The 17,586-nt window shown below is 71.5% G+C and carries 12 protein-coding genes; 6 read left to right on the top strand and 6 right to left on the bottom strand.

What is annotated here, in order from left to right; all coding sequences use genetic code 11:
• Positions 1–499 precede the first annotated feature (499 nt).
• Positions 500–913, top strand: coding sequence for a hypothetical protein (locus WME98_RS11855; RefSeq protein ID WP_437951430.1), 414 nt, complete (start codon positions 500–502; stop codon positions 911–913).
• A gap of 73 nt (positions 914–986) precedes the next feature.
• Here WME98_RS11855 and mscL read toward each other — a convergent pair whose 3' ends face one another.
• A complete protein-coding gene (gene mscL, locus WME98_RS11850; protein ID WP_437951429.1) occupies positions 987–1,436 on the bottom strand; it encodes a large conductance mechanosensitive channel protein MscL in 450 nt (149 codons plus the stop codon).
• 497 nt (positions 1,437–1,933) lie between these two features.
• Between mscL and WME98_RS11845 the strand changes: the two genes are divergently transcribed.
• Positions 1,934–2,539: a 5-formyltetrahydrofolate cyclo-ligase gene (locus WME98_RS11845; protein ID WP_437951428.1), complete on the top strand. Its 606-nt coding sequence runs from the start codon at positions 1,934–1,936 to the stop codon at positions 2,537–2,539.
• Between the two features lies 1 nt (position 2,540).
• Positions 2,541–5,096 (top strand): hypothetical protein, encoded by a 2,556-nt coding sequence (locus WME98_RS11840; RefSeq protein WP_437951427.1) that lies wholly within the window; start codon positions 2,541–2,543, stop codon positions 5,094–5,096.
• Positions 5,097–5,788: 692 nt separating this feature from the next.
• On the opposite strand, the gene WME98_RS11835 is transcribed toward WME98_RS11840, so the two are convergent.
• Positions 5,789–6,118: a PilZ domain-containing protein gene (locus tag WME98_RS11835; protein ID WP_020740063.1), complete on the bottom strand. Its 330-nt coding sequence runs from the start codon at positions 6,116–6,118 to the stop codon at positions 5,789–5,791.
• A gap of 155 nt (positions 6,119–6,273) precedes the next feature.
• On the opposite strand from WME98_RS11835, the gene WME98_RS11830 reads away from it, so the two are divergent.
• Positions 6,274–6,450: a hypothetical protein gene (locus WME98_RS11830; RefSeq protein ID WP_159397796.1), complete on the top strand. Its 177-nt coding sequence runs from the start codon at positions 6,274–6,276 to the stop codon at positions 6,448–6,450.
• 1,156 nt (positions 6,451–7,606) lie between these two features.
• Positions 7,607–9,505 (top strand): right-handed parallel beta-helix repeat-containing protein, encoded by a 1,899-nt coding sequence (locus tag WME98_RS11825; RefSeq protein ID WP_437951426.1) that lies wholly within the window; start codon positions 7,607–7,609, stop codon positions 9,503–9,505.
• 110 nt (positions 9,506–9,615) lie between these two features.
• Here the strand turns inward: WME98_RS11825 and WME98_RS11820 are convergent, their stop codons facing one another.
• The 4 genes from WME98_RS11820 to WME98_RS11805 all read right to left on the bottom strand — a co-directional run bounded on the left by WME98_RS11820 (position 9,616) and on the right by WME98_RS11805 (position 15,983).
• Complete coding sequence (locus tag WME98_RS11820; RefSeq protein WP_437951425.1) at positions 9,616–11,493, bottom strand: PEGA domain-containing protein; 1,878 nt, start codon at positions 11,491–11,493, stop codon at positions 9,616–9,618.
• 495 nt (positions 11,494–11,988) lie between these two features.
• Positions 11,989–14,043, bottom strand: coding sequence for a M3 family metallopeptidase (locus WME98_RS11815; RefSeq protein ID WP_437951424.1), 2,055 nt, complete (start codon positions 14,041–14,043; stop codon positions 11,989–11,991).
• Between the two features lie 151 nt (positions 14,044–14,194).
• A complete protein-coding gene (locus WME98_RS11810) occupies positions 14,195–15,337 on the bottom strand; it encodes an acyl-CoA dehydrogenase family protein (protein WP_437951423.1) in 1,143 nt (380 codons plus the stop codon).
• 88 nt (positions 15,338–15,425) lie between these two features.
• Complete coding sequence (locus tag WME98_RS11805; protein ID WP_437951422.1) at positions 15,426–15,983, bottom strand: CAP domain-containing protein; 558 nt, start codon at positions 15,981–15,983, stop codon at positions 15,426–15,428.
• Positions 15,984–16,376: 393 nt separating this feature from the next.
• Here WME98_RS11805 and WME98_RS11800 point away from each other — a divergent pair, with 393 nt between their 5' ends.
• On the top strand, positions 16,377–17,570 hold the full coding sequence (locus WME98_RS11800) for a hypothetical protein (RefSeq protein WP_061626058.1): 1,194 nt from the start codon (positions 16,377–16,379) through the stop codon (positions 17,568–17,570).
• The last annotated feature ends 16 nt before the right edge of the window (positions 17,571–17,586 follow it).

The raw sequence follows: 17,586 nt of genomic DNA, 5'->3' as shown, positions 1-17,586 counted from the left end.
CGCCCCTGTTCGCAAACCGAGGAGTGCCCACGGACTGTAGCGCCAATCTAATGCAACGGATCTCCAGTTGCTCCGAGGACGAAAGCTGGCCGAGCTGGGTTTTGTACAGTGAACTGCTTTGTGTCAACTGGGAAGAGCGCGCGCTGTCGAGAGACTATAGGATTAGCGAGTGTGTTGTTAATGACGACGGGAGCGAGATATTTGTTACTAAATGGATAAATAAGATCGGGCATGACTGGGTGCGCGAGGCTCTGGAATCGCAGCAGGAGACGAGAAGCGGCCATCGTGTATTCCGTAGGCCTGTCTTGCGTAGAGCCGACGCGATCGATGGCACCAATTTCGATCTTCTGATGAAGCTCATGGCTTGTCTCGCGGAGAGGTTTGGTGATGACGGAGTAAGGCTTGTTGTCTGGTTTGGGTAGGATGTTGCGTTGGGTTGTGCAGATTGGTGCTGCAAGGGTCTGGTTGTGTGGGTTCGTGGCACCGGTATATGCTATCGTTGGAGCAAGACGAGATTGGCAACGTCCTGACGAAGGACCAGGCAAGCTACCGGTTCGAGCCCGATGGCAGCGGCGTACGGCGCGAGGATCACGCGATCCGGGAGCAGACGTACCGGTCGGTGTACCAGTACACGGGTCCGCAGCCGCACGCGCCTAGGCACATCGACGAGCACCTCGTGGCGGAATCGCTGCCGTGGCCGCGGGTGATGAGCTGCGACGCCAGCGGCAACCAGATCGGCTGGGTCTACCGGGACGCGACGCGGCGCACGACGGACTGGAACGAGGAGAACCGCGTCTCGCGGGTGAGCCAGAACGGGCAGGAGCTGTCGCGCGTGCTCTACGGCGGCGACGGCGAGCGGCGGGTGCACCTGCACCGCACACGAGCTTCGCGTCGAACAACGAGCAGACGCTGACGCAGCGGGACGAGCACTTCCCGACAAGGGAGCTGGGCGCAGGCGCTCTCCCCCCGCCGGCCCCTGCGCCGCCCTACGCCGCCTTCAGCGCCGCCGTGCAGTGCCCGCAGCGCACCGCCTTGATGGGGATGCTCATCGCGCACTCGGGGCAGTCCTTGGTCGTCGCGGCCTCCTCGTGCTTTCTCTGGAGCTTCCCCATGAGCTGCATCAGCAGGAACACGCAGAAGGCGATGATGAAGAAGCTCACCAGGTTGTTGATGACCTGGCCATATTGAAGGAGGACCGCGCCCGCCTTCACCATCTCGTCGGCGTTGGCGTAGGGGCCGGGCCCGCTCGGCGCCTTCAGGACGATGTAGTGCCGGCTGAAGTCGATGCCGCCCGTCACCAGGCCGATCGGCGGCATGATCAGGTGATCGACGAGGGACTTGACGATGTTGCCGAACGCCGCGCCGATCACGACGCCGACCGCCATGTCGACGACGTTGCCACGAATCGCAAACTTCTTGAAATCGTCCCAGAACATCGCTCTCCTCCCATCGCCGAGGGCCGCGGCTCGCGCAGGCGACTCCGGCTCGGTCATCGCTTTATCGCAACTTCGGCGCTGCCAACAGCCACCCTGTCCACGCCGCCCACGCGGCCGGCGCCGCCAGCACAAACGGTGCCACCGAGCTCCTCCGTGAACTCATCCCGGCCCGCCGGTCGCTACCGGCTCGGTCCGCCTCGTGCGCCCGCTCGCGCTCTTGCCCGCGTCCGCTCGCGCTCTTGCCCGCGCCCCTCCCGCTCCACCCCCGACCTCGCCCGCTCCCCGCGCCCGCCGCCCGCCCCAGAGCCCGCCGCCCGCCTCCACAGCCCGCCCTCAGCCCCCTCCAGCGCCCGTCGTCTCGCCCCGCCCCCGTGCTCCCCCCGCAAATCCGCCACACCCCTCGCCCCCCAGCTCCACCCCCCGCCGATTTCTCACACACCGGTTCCCCGATCCCGCCCCGCCTCTCTAGGATGCGCCCCGGAGGACCCACCCCCGCCATGGACCCCGACACCGAAGCCGCCCTGCGCTACCGCGCGAAAGCCGAGCTGCGGAAGCGCGCCCGGGCGGTCCGCAACTCCATCCCCCGCGACGCCATCCTCGAGCGCTCCCGCCGCATCGTCCGCGCCCTCGCCGAGCTCCCGGCCGTCGTCGCCGCCCGGCGCGTCGCGCTCTTCTACCCGATCGAGGACCGCAACGAGGTCGACCTCCGCGAGCTCGACCCGCTCCTGCGCGCCCGCGGCGTCCAGGTCGCGTACCCCGCCATCGACCCCGAGTCGCGCGCCATGACCTTCCGCTTCGTCGCCGACCCCGAGGCCATGCAGGAGCGCGGCCTCGGCTTCCGCGAGCCCGACCCCGCCGACGAGGAGGCCGCCGCGCTCGACGTCATCGTCGTCCCCGCCCTCCAGATCGACGCCCGCGGCCACCGCATCGGCTACGGCGCCGGCTACTACGACAGCACCCTGCCGCGCTTCTGCCCCCCGGCGCACGCCGTCGGCGTCGCCTTCGACTTCCAGCTCATCGCCGAGGTGCCCGCCACCGACGGCGACGTCCCGCTCGGGACCATCGTGACCGACGCCCGCGTGCTCGACGCCGAGCCCGCCTAGGATGCCCAGCGGACCGCTGCCCAAGAACCCGGTGGAAGGGGAGACCGACAGCGCAAGGCCCGTCCTCATCGCCGCCCTCGCGTCCGGCGCGATGATCGCCCAGCAGGTCGCCGGCCGCGCCACCCGCGACGCCCTCTTCCTCTCCGCCTTCGGCGCCGCCGACGTCCCCAAGGTCATGGCCGCCGGCGCGGTGCTCTCGTTCGCCGCGGTCCTCCTGCTCTCGCGCGCCCTCCTGCAGCTCTCGCCCGCGCGCGTCGTCCCCGCCACCTGCGCCGCGAGCTCCGTCCTCCTCGGCCTGGAGTGGGCCCTCGCCCTGCGCGCGCCCGGCGCCGCCGCCCTGGTCTTCTACCTGCACGTCGCCGTCTTCGGCGCGACCCTCATCTCCGCCTTCTGGTCGCTCGTCAACGAGCGCTTCGACCCCCACACCGCCCGCCGCTCCATGGGCCGCATCGCCGGCGGCGGCACGCTCGGCGGCGTCATCGGCGGCGCCTTCGCCTGGCGCGCCGGCCACCTCGTGGACGCCCCGACCATGCTCCTCGCCCTCGCCGGCCTGAGCGGGCTGGCCGCCCTGGCGACCTACCTCCTCGGCGCCGGCCTCCCGGGCGCGACCGCCGCCGGCGCCGAGGGCCACGCCGAACACCACGCCGGCGCCGCCGCCTCCGGCTCCAGCGCCGCCTCCGCCGCCGCCAGCCCCTCCGGCCTCCGCGCCCTGCGCGAGAGCCCCCACCTGCGCGACCTCGCCCTGCTCGTCGGGCTCGGCGCCGTGAGCGGCGCGCTCTTCGACGTGGCCCTCAGCGCCGAGGCCGCCCACGCGATGCGCGACCGCAACGAGCTGCTCTCGTTCTTCGCGCTCTTCCACCTCTCGGTCAGCCTGCTCTCGTTCCTCGTGCAGTCGCTCGCCGCCACCTTCTCGCTCGACCGCCTCGGGCTCGCCGCCACCATCGGCATCCTCCCGGCCGCCGTCCTCACGAGCTCGCTCTCCATCGTCGTCGCGCCGCGCCTCTGGTCCGCCTCCATCGTCCGCGCCACCGAGGCGGTGCTCCGGAACTCCCTCTTCCGGTCGGGCTACGAGCTGCTCTACACGCCGCTGCCCCCGGACCAGAAGCGGTCGATCAAGACCCTCATCGACGTGGGCTTCGACCGCATCGGCACCGCGGCCGGCAGCGGCCTCGCCATGGTCCTGCTCGCGCTCGCGCCGGACGCGTCGCTGCCGCTCCTCATCGGCCTCGGCACGGCGGCCGCGGGCGTCACCCTGCTCTTCACGCCGCGGCTCCACCGGGGCTACGTCGCCGCGCTCGAGGGCAGCCTGCGCTCCGGCGCCGTCTCGCTCGACCCGGCGAACGTCGTCGACGCGACCACCCGCCGCACCCTGAGCGGCACCGTCGACGCGCTCAGCCGCGACAAGGTGCTCGCCGAGCTCGCCGCCCTCCGGAGGGGGACGGCCGCCCGGGCCGACGCCGGCCGCGCCCACGGCGACGGCGAGCGCATCTCCTTCGCCGGCCCGCCGATCTCCGCCCGGCCGCCGGTCTCCGCCGGCGCCCCCGGCGACGGCCCGCGCGCCCCGGCGGGCGAGCGCAAGACCGCCGAGGGGCCGCTCTCGGCGCGCTCCGCGTCGGCCGCGCTCTCGTCCGACCCGGTGCTCGCGGCGGTCGCCGACCTCCGCTCGGGCGAGCCCGAGCGCATCCGCAGGGCGCTCGCGGCGCTCGCCCGCGAGCCCGACCCCGCGCTGGTCCCGCACCTCCTCCCGCTCCTCGAGCGCGACGGGCTCATCTCGGAGGCGATCCGCGCGCTCCGCGCCGTCGCCCCCCGCGCGACCGGCCAGCTCCTCGACGCGCTGCTCGACCCGGCCGTGAGCCTCGCCGTCCGGCGCCGCATCCCGCGCGTGCTCCAGGCCTGCCCCACCCAGCGCGCCGCCGACGGGCTGATGCTCGGCCTCGCCGACGAGCGCTTCGAGGTGCGCTACCAGTCCGGCGTGGCGCTCGCGCGCCTGCTCCAGCAGCGCGCGCCGATCCACCTGCGCCGCGACGACGTGATCGCGGCGGCGACGCGGGAGATCGAGATCGACCGCCGGGTGTGGGACGCCCAGCCCCCGAACGCGTCCCCGCCGGCCGAGGCGCCCCTGTCCGCGCGCCTGCTCGTCGAGCGGACGAGCCGCAGCCTGGAGCACGTCTTCCGCGTGCTCTCGCTCTGCCTCGAGCGCGAGCCGCTCGAGATCGCCTACCGGGCGCTCCACGCCGACGACGCGCACCTCCGCGGGACCGCGCTCGAGTACCTGGAGAACGTGCTGCCGGCGCCCATCCGCGAGAGCCTCTGGCCGTACCTGGGCGCCCGTCCGACCGCCCCCGCCGAGCCGCTGACCGCCGCCGAGCCCCGCGCCGGCGAGCCGGGCGCCGCGGCGCCGGGCGCCGTCGAGCCCCGCCCTGGCGAGCCGCGCGCCGCCGAGCCGCGCGTGGCGCGCCTGCCCGAGCAAGCGCTCGACGAGCTGCGCCGGTCCGCCGCCAAGTGGCCGCGGACGTCGATCTCCGCCGCGCGCCGGCGCAGGGAGCCGCGCACGTAGCGCGTGCGCTCCCCACGTCGCGCGACGCTCCCCTACGCTCCCTCGCGCAGCGTCGCGCTCCCTCGCGCAGCGTCGCGCTCCCTCGCGCAGCGTCGCGCTCGGCGCCGGGCGGAGGCGTCACCGAGCGCCGAGCGGCGCGTCGATCCGGCGAGCGACAAAAAGAAAAAGCGTCGCCGGGGCCCGGGGGGGGAGAGGCCGCACCAGCAACGCTGACCTATGAATTAGCAGCTCGTATGCCACGGCGAGAAGCTCAAAAATCGCTGCGAAATCGCATAGATGTCCCGGGCGCATTCCCTCGCGTTGCACTCCTGCGATTTCACCCTTGCAGGCGCGCATTGCGTCGGGGGCGGGGCGGCTAGTTCCGTTCTGGCGCACGGAGCTAGCGCGGTTTTCAGCTGCGACGCCGTGCGTCGTCTCTCGTCCCCATGTCTCGTCTCCGTCTTCCGTCTTCCGTCTTCCGTCTTCCGTCTTCCGTGCTCGTCCTTCGTGCGCGTGCGCGTGCGCGATTCCCCGAAGTCAGCGCGCACGCGCACGCGCACGGGGACGAGAGACGGGGGACGAGAGACGGGGGACGAGAGACGGGGGACGAGAGACGGGGGACGAGAGACGGGGGACGAGAGACGGGGGACGAGAGACGGGGGACGAGCTACGACGTGCGGACGACGCCCGCAGCGACCCGAGCGAAACCCGCTCTAGTGCAGCGGCTCGCGGCGCCGCGCTCTCTCGTCGAGGTGCTCGGCGATCGTGAGCCGGTCGGCGTCGCTCATGACCACGAAGCGGACGGCGAGCAGGTTGTCGCGATCCCAGACCGGGCGGGCGCGCAGCCGGATGGGGCGGCCGACCCCGAGGTCGAGCTCGAACGGGGTGACCGCCGGCAGCGCCCGGCCCGCGAGCCCGGGCGTGCGCTCGACGACCATGCCGGTCGGGGAGAGATCGATCGCGCGGCACCGGTGCCTGTGGCCATCGACGAGCGCCGAGACGGGGAAGTCGACCTGTGCGCGCGCGCCCTGCCTGCGATCCATGCGTTCCTCCTGGGTCCTCGTGAGGCGCCGAGCGTAGGTCGCGCGGCTCGTCCGGGCCAAACATCGGGCGGGCGAGCCCCGCCGGCGCCCCGCAGCGCGGCGGCGCGATCCCGGCGCGGGTGCGATATGCTGGCGGGGCGAAAGGAAGGACGGCGATGCCCACGTGCCGCGAGTGCGACAGCGAGGTCGACGAGCTCAAGACGATCAAGGTCGGAAGCAAGAAGAAGAAGGTCTGTGAGGACTGCGCCGATCGCGCGGCCCAGGAAGGCGCGATCGCCGAGGAGAGCGAGGCCGTGGTGCAGCAGATGATGGGCTTCAAAGGCAGGCGCTGAGCCCGCCCCGGCCCCGCTCGGCCCGCCAGACGCCCCGAATCCAGGAGCCCAAATCCAGCAGGAAGACGGGAATTCCTGAAAGGCCACGAGATCTCCTCCTGAGCCCGATTCATCCTTTTCCGTATTCCTGACAACCCGTTCAGTTTTCCCGCGGGGCCGGCGGCTTACTATCCCGTGGCTGGCGGCGCGATGAACGGCGCGACGCGCGCGACGATCGCGCGGGCGCGCCGGATCCCGCCGTCGAACGCCGCTCATTCGTGCCTCTCGGCGATCTCCGGCCCGATCGCCCCGATCTCGCCGGCGAGAACGCATCGGCGAGCGCGCTCGGGTCCCCTGGGAACGGGCGCGGCTGCCGGCCGAACGCACGGCGCCTCGTCGAATCGCAATGGCCGAGGCCCACTCGAGGTCGCGAGCGCCGCAATGGAAGCTCTCCCCGGAGATCCGATGGGCGAATGACTCCGCTGCACGCGCGCCGAGGCGCGCTGGGCAAAGCCGCGTCACCGCGGAGGAGCGCCCGGCGCGCGTGGCACCGCCGCGCGCGCTCGAGGCGCCGCGGCAGCGGCTCGAAGCGTGAAAGGCGCTGCTCCCATGCGGGCGCGGCGCGATCGGCGCGACACCGCTCCGCCCATCGCTGACGACGAATCGGTGCGCGCTCCGGCGAAGAACGCCGCCTCGGCGCGGCGTGGACGTCGCCCGCGAGCTCGACCGATGCGGGGAGAGGTAGGCAGAGGTCGTTGGGACGAACGGAGTTTCCGGTGTAGGTGCGTTTTGTCCAACAATTATGCGGGATTTTGACCATGAAAGAGCGAGCGAGCGGCCACATCGCTACACATTCCTCACATCAGCGGACGAGCTGCGCATTGCAGTTTTGCATCGAATTTTTGCAACCTTGATGTGAAAAGCGGCTGAGGTGTGCGACCTAATTGGCCGATCGTTTGATTTGCGAAAGCATTTCGTCTTGACCCTTTGCTCCAATCCAGGAATAAGTTGTCTCACGAGAGCGCCGGTATCCGCCCCTCTGGTGCTGAATGGTCTGCACCGATGGTTCGCGGCGCGAGGGTCTACAGCGGGAGGCTTCGCTTCTGCCCCCTGTAGCCTTCGGCCGTTACGGTCCTGTTCACCGCAGGGGTTCGACGACGCCGGGGGAGAAAAAGCCATGCATTCGATTTCTCAAGGCTTTGGGTCGCGGTCGTTTGCTGCCGGTAAGTTCATCGCCGCGCTGATGGCGATGTCGATCGTCGGCTCCGGCTGCGCGCCGCTCGACGACGAGGACGTGACCGCGGAGGATTGGGGCGCGGGGGAGCAGGCCGCCGGCACGACGTTCCTTGTCGGCCCTACGCGCACCTACAAGACCCTCAACGACGTCGCGAGCCTGCTGAAGCCGGGCGACATCGTGGAGGTCGACGGCAACGTGACGTACCCGGGCAATATCCGGATCACGAGGGGGGGCACGGCCAGCGCGAAGATCACCATCCGCGGAAAGCGCGTCTCCGGGAAGCGCCCCATCCTCAAGGGCGGCACCAACACCATCGAGCTCAACGCGAACCACGTCGTGCTCGAGGGGTTCGATGTGACCGGCGGCACGACCCGGTGCGTTTTCCACCATGGTCACGAAGTGACCATTCGCGACACGGTGGTCCACGACTGTCCTGCGCACGGCATCCTCGGCGCCGACAGCGACTCGGGCTCGCTGACGCTGGAGTACGTCGAGGTCTACAAATGCGGGAACGGGACGCAGAAGCACTCGATCTACATGGCCACGGATGAGAGCGCGTATCCCGGCGCCGTGTTCCGGATGCAGCACAGCTACGTCCACGACACAAACGGCGGCAACGCGGTGAAGTCCCGCGCGGAGCGGAACGAGATTTACTATAACTGGATCGAAGGCGGGCTCTACAAGGACCTCGAGCTGATCGGTCCGGACGGGCAGGATCCGGGGCTCGCGCGGGAGGACTCCGATGTGGTCGGCAACGTCTTCCGCAAGACGCACACGCAGTACGTGGTGCGCGTCGGCGGCGACGGCACGGGCGACACGAAGGGGCGGTACCGGTTCGTCAACAACACCTTCCTGCTGATGCAGGGGTCGAACGCGGCGATCCACCTGTTCGACGGCATCGAGAGCATCGAGCTCCACAACAACATCTTCCACCGCGTCGGCGGCGGCAGCGTCCAGATCTTCCGCGACGACGCGAAGTGGGCGACCGGCAGCCCGGTGATCAAGGGCGTCAACAACGCGGCGCCCAAGGGCACGGCCGTGCCTTCCACCTTCGCGAATACGCAGTTCGTGGACGACCCGGGCTTCACGAGCCTGGACAGGCGCGACGTGACGCTGAAGTCGTCGAGCCCGCTCCTGAACAAGGGCGTCAGCCAGATCTCGGGGATCTCGGGGTACCCGTTCCCGAAGCCGCTGGCGAGCCCGCTCTTCCACCCGCCGAAGGGGGCGATCGAGGCCGTCGGCACCGCGCGGCAGCGGACGGCCGTGGGCGCGATGGACATCGGCGCCTTCGAGTTCGGCTCGGGGACGACGACGGCGCCGAGCGAGCCGACGACGCCGAGCGAGCCGACGCAGCCGGAGCCGACGACACCCGATCCGGCGCCGTCGTGCCCGACCGTGGACGCTGGCGAGTGGGTGAACAAGCCGCTGACGACGCAGTGGGGCACCTTCACGGCGACGTGGGACGTGACGCCGAGCGCGGCGAAGATCGACGGGGTGGTCGGGCTGTCGAGCGGGGCGGCGGATCAGTGGACCGAGCTCGCGGCGATCGTGATCTTCGACGAGCAGGGCAACGTCCGGGTCCGGAACGGATCGAGGTACGAGGCGGCGACGGTGTTCCCGTACGTGGCCGGGAAGACGTACACGGTCCGGATGGTGGTCGAGACGGCGTCGCGGCGGTACTCGGTGTACATCCAGCCGAAGGGCGGCGCCGAGGTGCAGCTCGCGTACCGGTACGCCTTCAGGACCGAGCAGGCGCAGATCCGGTCGCTCAACAACTGGGCGATCACCCAGACCGTGGGGTCGGCGTCGCTCTCGGCGTGCAACTTCTCGATGAAGTGAGCGCCTCGGAGGGGGCGGCCGGCGGAATGAGCGCCGGGGCCCCCTCCTCCTCCTTACACTTCGCTTAGATGCCTGCCCGGGGGCCCGACCCGAGAGACCGTGCTGCTACGTCACCGCACGTTGAAGCCGTGGCGCAGGACCGGGAAGACGCCGAGGTAGAGGCTCCCCGAGGTCGCCCCGATGGCGGGCCAGTCCTGATCGGGCCGCATGGCCTCGAACTCGGCGACCTGACCGCGGAGGAAGTGGCGATAGAAGTACACGAAGTCGTGCTCGCCGTTGGAACCGTCGTAATAACCGTGGTTCGAGGCGCCGTGCAGCCCATGGATCCCGTTGTACGAGCGCAGCACGTTGCGGTTGTACCCCTCGTAGTTATGGATCACCTCGTGGAGGAGCCCGGCGTTCGGGACGCCGATCCCTTCGCCGGTGTAGGTGGTGGGGATCGCGAGATACCGGTCGTCCCAGGCCCACGCGAGGTTGCTCACGTCATCCACCGGCGAACCGTCGGCCCGGTGCTGCGGGATGAAGAACACGATCATGTCGTAGTCCGAGAGCAGGTGCGCGGTCGGGTGCTCGCTCTGGAAGCGCCCGGTGTCCCACCCGTCGTGGTTCGGCTCGTAGATCGGCACGTCCTCGACCGGGGGCAGGACATCGACGGTCCACTTGGCGAGCCCGTACGACAGCGGCTCGAGCCACCTGGCGCTGGTCGCCCTCGCCTGCGTCAAGAGCGTCTCGATGTCGTCCTCGGAGAGCACGCCGACGTTCGACGGGTCCGCTCCGCCGAGCGACGCGCTGTAGTTGATGCTCGTCCGGATGGGCAGGATCCCGATGCGGGTGTCCTCCTGGATCCCGAGCGGCGGGTTCGCGGTGACGTCGACGGTCATGGGCGACGCGCCGACGGTCACGCTCTGCTCCCGATACGAGCCCGTGTAGTCGTAGGGCGGCGACTGGGTGCCGAGCCCGACGCCGATGGTGTAGTTGCCCGGCGGCAGCGAGAGCGTGGTCGGCGTCGAGCGCCCCGTGTAAACGTCGTTCACGTACACCTTGCCGGGCTGCGCGCTCGCCGCCGTCACGGTGACAGGCTGGTACGCGGGCCGGTTCGGGGTGTCCACGGAGTACGTCAGATCCGCCACGATCCCCTGCCGCACCGCCTGGCCGTTGCACAGGGTCGCGGGGCACGTCGCGTTCACGACGCGCTGGTTGTCGACCCAGACCTCGACGCCGTAGCTCGTCGATCCTTCGGTGTTGAGGGCCTGGATCCGGAGATCGTTGTCGCCGCTCCCGAACCAGTCGCTCACGTCGATGCGCTGGCCGATGCTCGGATCGGCGCTGTTGAACATCCTCCGTTGCAGGCCGTTCACGTAAAGGACGAGCCGGTCGTCCGCGCTCGAGACACGCAGCTCCACCTTGGAAGGACCGGCCGGCGCGCCGCCCACGAAGCGGAGGTTGTCGACCACGTAATCGGTCGTCGTCTGCGGGACATTCAGGACGATCTTGAACGTCAGATCGCTGTAGGTGTTGCTCAGGGCGCTGACGACGTTCGCCGGCACGCTGAACGAGATCGGGCTGTACGTGCCCGCGGGCAGCCCGGCGAGGTTCACCTGACCCAACCACACGCTGTGCACGCCTTGAGACGGGATGTTCACGACCAGCTGCGCGTTGCCGAAGCCGGGCGACGCCGGCGGCTTCAGGTCGAAGGCGATCGTCGAGGTCGCGCCCGACACGGTGGTCAGCGGCACGGACTGGAGCTCGACGAAGTTGAAGTTCCGCAGGGCGAGCGCGGAGGTGCCCTCGGAGTGATCGGCGCTCGCGCTCTTCACGCCGCCGGAGGCCGTCCAGTCTGCGGTGCTCTCGAACCCGAGCACCGACGCCGGGTTCACGAGGGCCTGCCCCACCTCATCAACGAACTGCTCGTCCGTGCTGGTCCCCTGTGCGCAGGCGGCGAGCGCGAGCGCGCACGAGGTCGTCATCATGAAACGTAAACGTCGCATTCGATGATCTCCTTTGGATCGGCGGAGCGCTAGTCCCGCTCCGCCTCGCGCCGGCCCGGCGCGGCCCGCCTCCGTGAGGCGAGCCGCGCCCGTGGCAGCGCGGCTGGCAGGGCGCTATCGCAACCGGCGTGCCGCCCCGCCGCGCGAGGGGCATTTCCTGCGACAATGGGCGGCGAGACGCGCAGAGCGCGGCGCACGAGCGGCTGCCGCGCCAATCGAGCTCGCCCACGGATCCAGCCTGCAGAGGCAAGCGTTGCCGCCCTGGCAAAGTTTGCCAGCGCTGAAAAGCAGAGGCACGGCAAGGATTGCCATCCCGCCGCACGCCCGCGCCTCGGACGCGCCAGGACGACAGCCGCAGGCACCGCTCGCCCCGCGCCTGCAGACGGAAGCTGAGGTGAACCGGTTAAGGGTCGAGAAGGCGAGCGCGCGTGCTCTGGGAGGAGGCCGTGAAGGGCGCGGCGCCGGGCGGGCCCCCGCGAGGGGCCGCCCCGGAGCTCAGGCGAGGCCGCTGCGCTGGAGCAGGGCGTCGAGGGTGGGCTCGCGGCCGCGGAAGCTCTTGTAGAGATCCATCGGATCCTGCGTGTCGCCGAGCGCGAGGATCTGGCTCCGGAACGCGTCGCCCACCTTCCGGCTGAACAGGCCCTCCTCCTGGAAGCGGGAGAAGGCGTCGGCGTCCAGCACCTCGGCCCACTTGTACGAGTAGTAGCCGGCGGCGTAGCCCACCGGGCTCGAGAAGAGGTGGGAGAAGCCGGCGATCATCGCGTAGCCCTCGGGCAGCGGGACCGGCGAGTAGCGGGCGAGGACCTCGCGCGCGAACTCGACGACGTCGCCGCGCTCGGGAGTCCAGTCCACGTGGAGCGCGAGGTCGATCTCGGCGAAGCCGAGCTGCCGCATCGTCACGGCGCCGGCGCGGAAGGTGCGGGCGGCGCGCATCCGCTGGAGCAGGTCGTCGGGGACGGGCGCGCCCGTCTCGTGGTGGCGCGCGAAGAGATCGAGCGCCTCCCGCTCCCAGCACCAGTTCTCCATGATCTGCGAGGGGAGCTCGACGAAGTCCCAGGCGACGTTGGTGCCGGCGAGGCTCCGGATCGGCACCCGGCTGGAGGCGTGGTGCATCATGTGCCCGAACTCGTGGAACAGCGTCTCGACCTCGCGGTGGTTGAGCAGCGCGGGGCGGCCGCCGACCGGCGGGGTGAAGCTGCCGGCCAGGACCTCGAGGTGCCGCGCGTCCTCGCCGGCCGCGCGCCCGCCGTCGCTCGGCGCGCCCGTGACGAGCCCGTGCATCCAGGCGCCGTCGCGCTTCTGCTCGCGCGGGGCGAAGTCGAGGTAGAACGCGGCGCTCTGGGCGCCGTCCGCCTCGAGGAGCCGGTAGGCGCGGACGCTCGGGTGCCACGTGGGCGCGTCCTGCCAGGGCACGATGCGCACGCCGTAGAGGCGGTGGGCGATCTCGAACAGGCCGGAGACGACGCGATCCAGCGGGAAGTACGGGCGGAGCGCCTCGTCGTCGAAGTCGTAGCGGGCGCGGCGCAGCTTCTCGGCGTAATAGGAGACGTCCCACGGCTCGAGCGGCGGCGCGCCCGGGCCCTCGATCTCGCGGCGGAAGGCGGTGAGCTCGTCCTTCTCGCGGGCGAACACCGGCTCGGTGCGCTCCCGCAGCGTCGCGACGAAGCGGCGCGCTTCGGCGCCCGTCTTGGCCATGCGGTCCTCGAGCACGAGGTCGGCGAAGGTCGCGTAGCCGAGCAGCTTCGCCTTCTCGCGGCGGAGCTCGAGGATGCGGCGGATGAGCGGGCGGTTGTCGTGATCGCCCTCGGTCGCCCGCGTGTTGTAGGCGCGGTAGAAGCGCTCGCGGATCGAGGCGTCGTCGAGGTGCGTGAGCACCGGGATGTAGCTCGGCGCCTGAAGCGTGAAGCGGTAGCCCTTGAGGCCCTTGTCCTGGGCGCTCTGGCGGGCGGCCTCGATCGCGCTGGGCGGCAGGCCGGCGAGGCGGGCCGGGTCCTCGACCACGAACTCGAAGGCGTTCGTGGCGTCGAGCACGTTCTGCGAGAAGCGCAGGGTGAGCGTCGCGAGCTCGACGTCGATCTCGGACAGGCGCTTCTTGCCGGGGGGGGCGAGCTCGGCGCCGCTCCGGCGGAAGTCGTCGAGGGTCTTCTTGAAGAAGCGGCGCCGCGGGCCGGTGAGCGCCTCGGCCTCGGGCGTGGCCGCGAACGCCTTGAGCGCGCCGTAGACGCCCTCGTTGAGGGCGATGCCGCTGAGGAACTCGCTGACCTCCGGCTGGACGGCGTTGTAGGCGGCGCGCAGCTCGGGCGTGGTGGACGTCGACTCGAGGTGCGAGACGACGTTCATGGCGCGGTCGAGCCGCTCGGTGACGGCCTCGAGCGCGGCGAGGGTGCTCTCGTAGGTGCGGGGGCCGGGCGCCGCGATGAGCGCCTCGAGCCGGGCGCGGGCGTCCGCGAGCAGCGCGCGCACCGCGGGCTCGACGTGCTCGCTCCGGATGCGATCGAACGGGATCTCGAAGCCGAGAGAGAGCAGGGGATTGTCGGTCGCTTCGGTCATGATCGTTCCTGGTTGGGCGTGAGGGGGCCGACGGACGGGGCGCGGCGCCGGCACCCTCGGCCGGCCCGCGCAGCCCTCCTTTGGTAAAGGCGTCCGCGGGGGTTGGCTAGTGCCGGGCGCGCGAAGGCGCCGGGAAGCGGGGCGGGCGGCGCTAGACGCCGAGCCAGCGCGCGACGATCGTGGCGAGCACGTCGGACGTCCCCGAGTGGATGCTGCCGCCCAGCGCGTCGTCCACGGCGGAGGGGAGGCCGCTCTCCTCGAGGTAGCCGGCGCCGCCGCGGAGCTGGAGATCGTCCAGCGCGGATTGCAAGGCCGAGTCCGCCGCGTGCCACTTGGCGAGCGCGGCCTCGGCCTGGCCGCGGTGGCCCTGGTCGAGCTCCCAGGCGGCGCGGTAGACGAGCAGCCTCGAGGTCTCCAGCCGCAGCTTCATCCGCGCGAGGCGGTGCGCGACGGCCTGGTGGCGCGCGATCGACTGGCCGCCGATCGCGCGCTCCCGGGCGAAGCGGACCGCCTCGCCGAGGGCGCGCTCCATGGCGCCGAGGCGGAAGGCGAGGATCAGCGCGCGCTCGTAGGTCATCGCGATCTGGAAGACGGCGAGGCCGGCGCCGGCGCGGCCGAGGAGCGCGTCGGGGCCGACCTCGCAGCCGGCGAACGAGACGGGCGCGAGCCGCGCGCCGCGGAGGCCCGCGGTCGCGAGCGGGGCGCCCGGGCGGATGCGCGCCGCGCCGCGGCCCTCCGCGGCGGCGTCGCGGGGGACGAGCAGCGCCGTGAGGCCGCGCGCCGGCGCGCCGCCGTCGCCGCCGTCGCGCGCGATCGCGAAGTACACGTCGGCCCGGTCGGCCCAGGTCACGTACCGCTTCTCGCCGGTGAGCCGGTAGCCCGCGGCGGCGCGGTCGGCCGTGGCCTCGACCGACGCGACGTCCGAGCCGGCGCCGGCCTCGGTCGCCGCGACCGTGGCCATGCGCTCGCCGGTCGCCATCCGCGGCAGCCACGCGCGCTGCTGCGCGGGCGTGCCCACCCGGGCGAGCAGGAGCGCCACGCCGAAGAGGTGCGCCCCCGCGGCGAGCAGGACGCCGCCGTCGCGCAGCGTCGCGCCGAGGCCCTCGTAGGCGAGCGCCGTCGTGACGAGGTCGAGGCCCTCGCCGCCGAGATCGCGGGCGATCGGCAGGCCGAGGGCGCCGCCCCGGGCGAGGACGCGCATGCGGTCGTCCGGGGCCGCGGCGTCGGCCTCGGCGCCGAGAGCGCGCATGCGGTCGTGGACGGCGCGCTGCGCAGGGGTCCATCCGAAGTCCATCGCTCGTGCGATACCAGAGCGGGCGAGGGGCGGGGAGCACGCGCGGGCGGCGCGCCGTCCACCACCGCCTGCGCCGCCTGCGCGGACCTCAGTAGGGGCGCTCGCCGACGAAGTTGCCGGGAGGGTCGTAGTTGCACACCCAGAGCTGCCACGACCCGCCGCCGAACGGCGAGTCGCCCGAGCAATCGGCGACCCCGCAGCCGAGCCGCAGGGAGTCGGCCCAGACCACCTGCGTGTAATGGCCGCAGGTGGAGCTGCACGAATTGCTCGCGAGGTCGTAATTGGCGGCCTCGTCGACCCACGCCGCGACGACGTCCTCCGGCGAGGCCGCGGCGCCGCTCGTGGCGTAGAGGTTCTCTCCGTAGCTGCTCTTGCTATGGCCGAACACGCACCCGTCGGCGTAGGCCTGGGCCACCGCGGCGATCTCGGGCGACCACGTGAGCACCGGGATCGGATCGTCGGAGGGCGGTTCGACCGCGGCGCGCGCCCTGTTGTGGGCCGCCGTGATCCCGGCCATCTCGGGCGGCTCGCCGGCGGCCTGGCCCGCCGTGGCCTCGTCGTCGGACGAGCCGCTGCACGCGGCCGTCAGGGCGAGGACGAGAGAGAGCCGCGAGAGTCGGGGGAGCCGTGGGCCGAGCGTGGTCACGGGGCGATTGTCCTACGGCTCGGCCGAGCTCTGCAACGGCTATTCGAGGATGGCTATGGGCGAACCACGACGTGCCGTGTCATGGCGCGCCGGAGTGCACCCCTGGACGGCCGCATCCAGGCGTCCTGCCCGCGCCGAGTCGCACATCAACAGATCTCGTCATGCCTTGCTGGCGCCTGCTGACGGGCCTCGCCCTAGGGTGACGCCGAGAGCGGGAACAATTCCGCAGGATGGTCCTTGTCAGCCGGGTCGGTTTATGAGTTATTGTCGCCCTGCTTCGGCGGCGGCTGTCGCCCGAGCATCACGGTGAGCGGCCGCCCTCATGGGGTTTCGCCGCAGCCGCGGCGATCCGGCACCGGACGCGCTCCCGACAAAGAACCAAGGAGTTTCCTGATGAACATCCGTCTGACGTGGCGAATCGCGACATTCCCTCTGGCGCTGGCGGGGCTCTCCGTCGTTCCGCTGATGGGGTGTGACAAGGCCGCTGAGCTGCAGAATGACCTCTGCTGTCGCGACTTCACGCCGGGCGCCGATCTCGCCACGGTGCAGTGGGGGCTCGAGGGCGAAGCCGAGCTCAATTACGGTGCGTTCATGCAGTCCGTGTCCGACTTCACCGGGGCCGCGGGCTCCATCGTGGCCGACGTGACCAGCGCCTGTCAGGCGATCGCGCTGGATCTCGGCGAGGACGCGTCGACGATCACGGCGACGAAGCCGAGCGAGCGGGCGACGCAGTGGTGCGAGCTCGCCATCGACGCGATCGGGGAGGCGGCGGCCGATCTGTCGTTCTCTTTCCAGCCGCCGAGCTGCACGGTCGACGCGAGCGTACAGGCGAACTGCGAGGCGAGGTGCAGCGCCAACGTCGAGTGCCAGCTGACGCCGGCGGAGATCATCGCGCGCTGCGATCCTGGCCAGCTCTCGGGCCGGTGCGAGGGGACGTGCACGGGCAGCTGCGAGGGCTCGGCCAACCTGGCCGTCACCTGCGAGGGTACGTGCCACGGCACCTGCGAGGGCACGTGCGACGGCGAGTGCTCCGCGACGACCGCGGGTGGCGACTGCCGCGGGGCGTGCGACGGCACCTGCACGGGCGAGTGCCGCGGATCGTGCGAGATCGCGGCCGACGCGCAGGTGGAGTGCAACGCGGACTGCTCGGGCGAGTGCAGCCTCACGTTCGAGGCGCCGAAGTGCAAGACCAACCTCAAGCCGCCGAAGGCCGAGTGCACGGGGACCGCGGAGTGCAGCGGCTCCTGCGAGGCGAGCGCGAGCGCGAGGGCGAGCTGCAAGGAGCCTGCGGTCACCGTCACGGGCGGGGCGGGCGCCGAGGCGGTGGTCGCGACGCTCCGAGCGAACCTGCCGCGGCTCCTGGTCGCCGCCCAGGCGCGGGGCAAGCTGCTCCTCGACAGCGCCGAGGGCGTGGTCGCGGCCGCGGGCAACCTCGAGGGCGCGGTCACCGGCAGCGTGAAGGCGGGGGCGTGCATCATCCCGGCGAGCAACGCGATCACGCAGGCGGTCGAGAACATCGACGCGAGCCTCACGGCCAGCACCAGGGTGATGGGCGAGCTCAGGATCGCCCCCGCGGGCGGCGAGTGAGCGCGGGCCCGGCGGC

The organism is Sorangium sp. So ce296, assembly GCF_051529605.1.
Classification (GTDB): domain Bacteria; phylum Myxococcota_A; class Polyangia; order Polyangiales; family Polyangiaceae; genus Sorangium; species Sorangium cellulosum_D.
Note: the sequence above shows the minus strand (reverse complement) of the source record. Positions and strands in the feature narration are given on the sequence as shown.

Excerpts from the sequence above, each read along its gene's own strand:
- mscL (WP_437951429.1), bottom strand. The coding sequence starts at position 1,436 with ATGTTCTGGGACGATTTCAAGAAGTTTGCGATTCGTGGCAACGTCGTC.
- WME98_RS11845 (WP_437951428.1), top strand. The coding sequence starts at position 1,934 with ATGGACCCCGACACCGAAGCCGCCCTGCGCTACCGCGCGAAAGCCGAG.
- WME98_RS11840 (WP_437951427.1), top strand. The coding sequence starts at position 2,541 with ATGCCCAGCGGACCGCTGCCCAAGAACCCGGTGGAAGGGGAGACCGAC.
- WME98_RS11835 (WP_020740063.1), bottom strand. The coding sequence starts at position 6,118 with ATGGATCGCAGGCAGGGCGCGCGCGCACAGGTCGACTTCCCCGTCTCG.
- WME98_RS11830 (WP_159397796.1), top strand. The coding sequence starts at position 6,274 with ATGCCCACGTGCCGCGAGTGCGACAGCGAGGTCGACGAGCTCAAGACG.
- WME98_RS11825 (WP_437951426.1), top strand. The coding sequence starts at position 7,607 with ATGCATTCGATTTCTCAAGGCTTTGGGTCGCGGTCGTTTGCTGCCGGT.
- WME98_RS11820 (WP_437951425.1), bottom strand. The coding sequence starts at position 11,493 with ATGCGACGTTTACGTTTCATGATGACGACCTCGTGCGCGCTCGCGCTC.
- WME98_RS11815 (WP_437951424.1), bottom strand. The coding sequence starts at position 14,043 with ATGACCGAAGCGACCGACAATCCCCTGCTCTCTCTCGGCTTCGAGATC.
- WME98_RS11810 (WP_437951423.1), bottom strand. The coding sequence starts at position 15,337 with ATGGACTTCGGATGGACCCCTGCGCAGCGCGCCGTCCACGACCGCATG.
- WME98_RS11800 (WP_061626058.1), top strand. The coding sequence starts at position 16,377 with ATGAACATCCGTCTGACGTGGCGAATCGCGACATTCCCTCTGGCGCTG.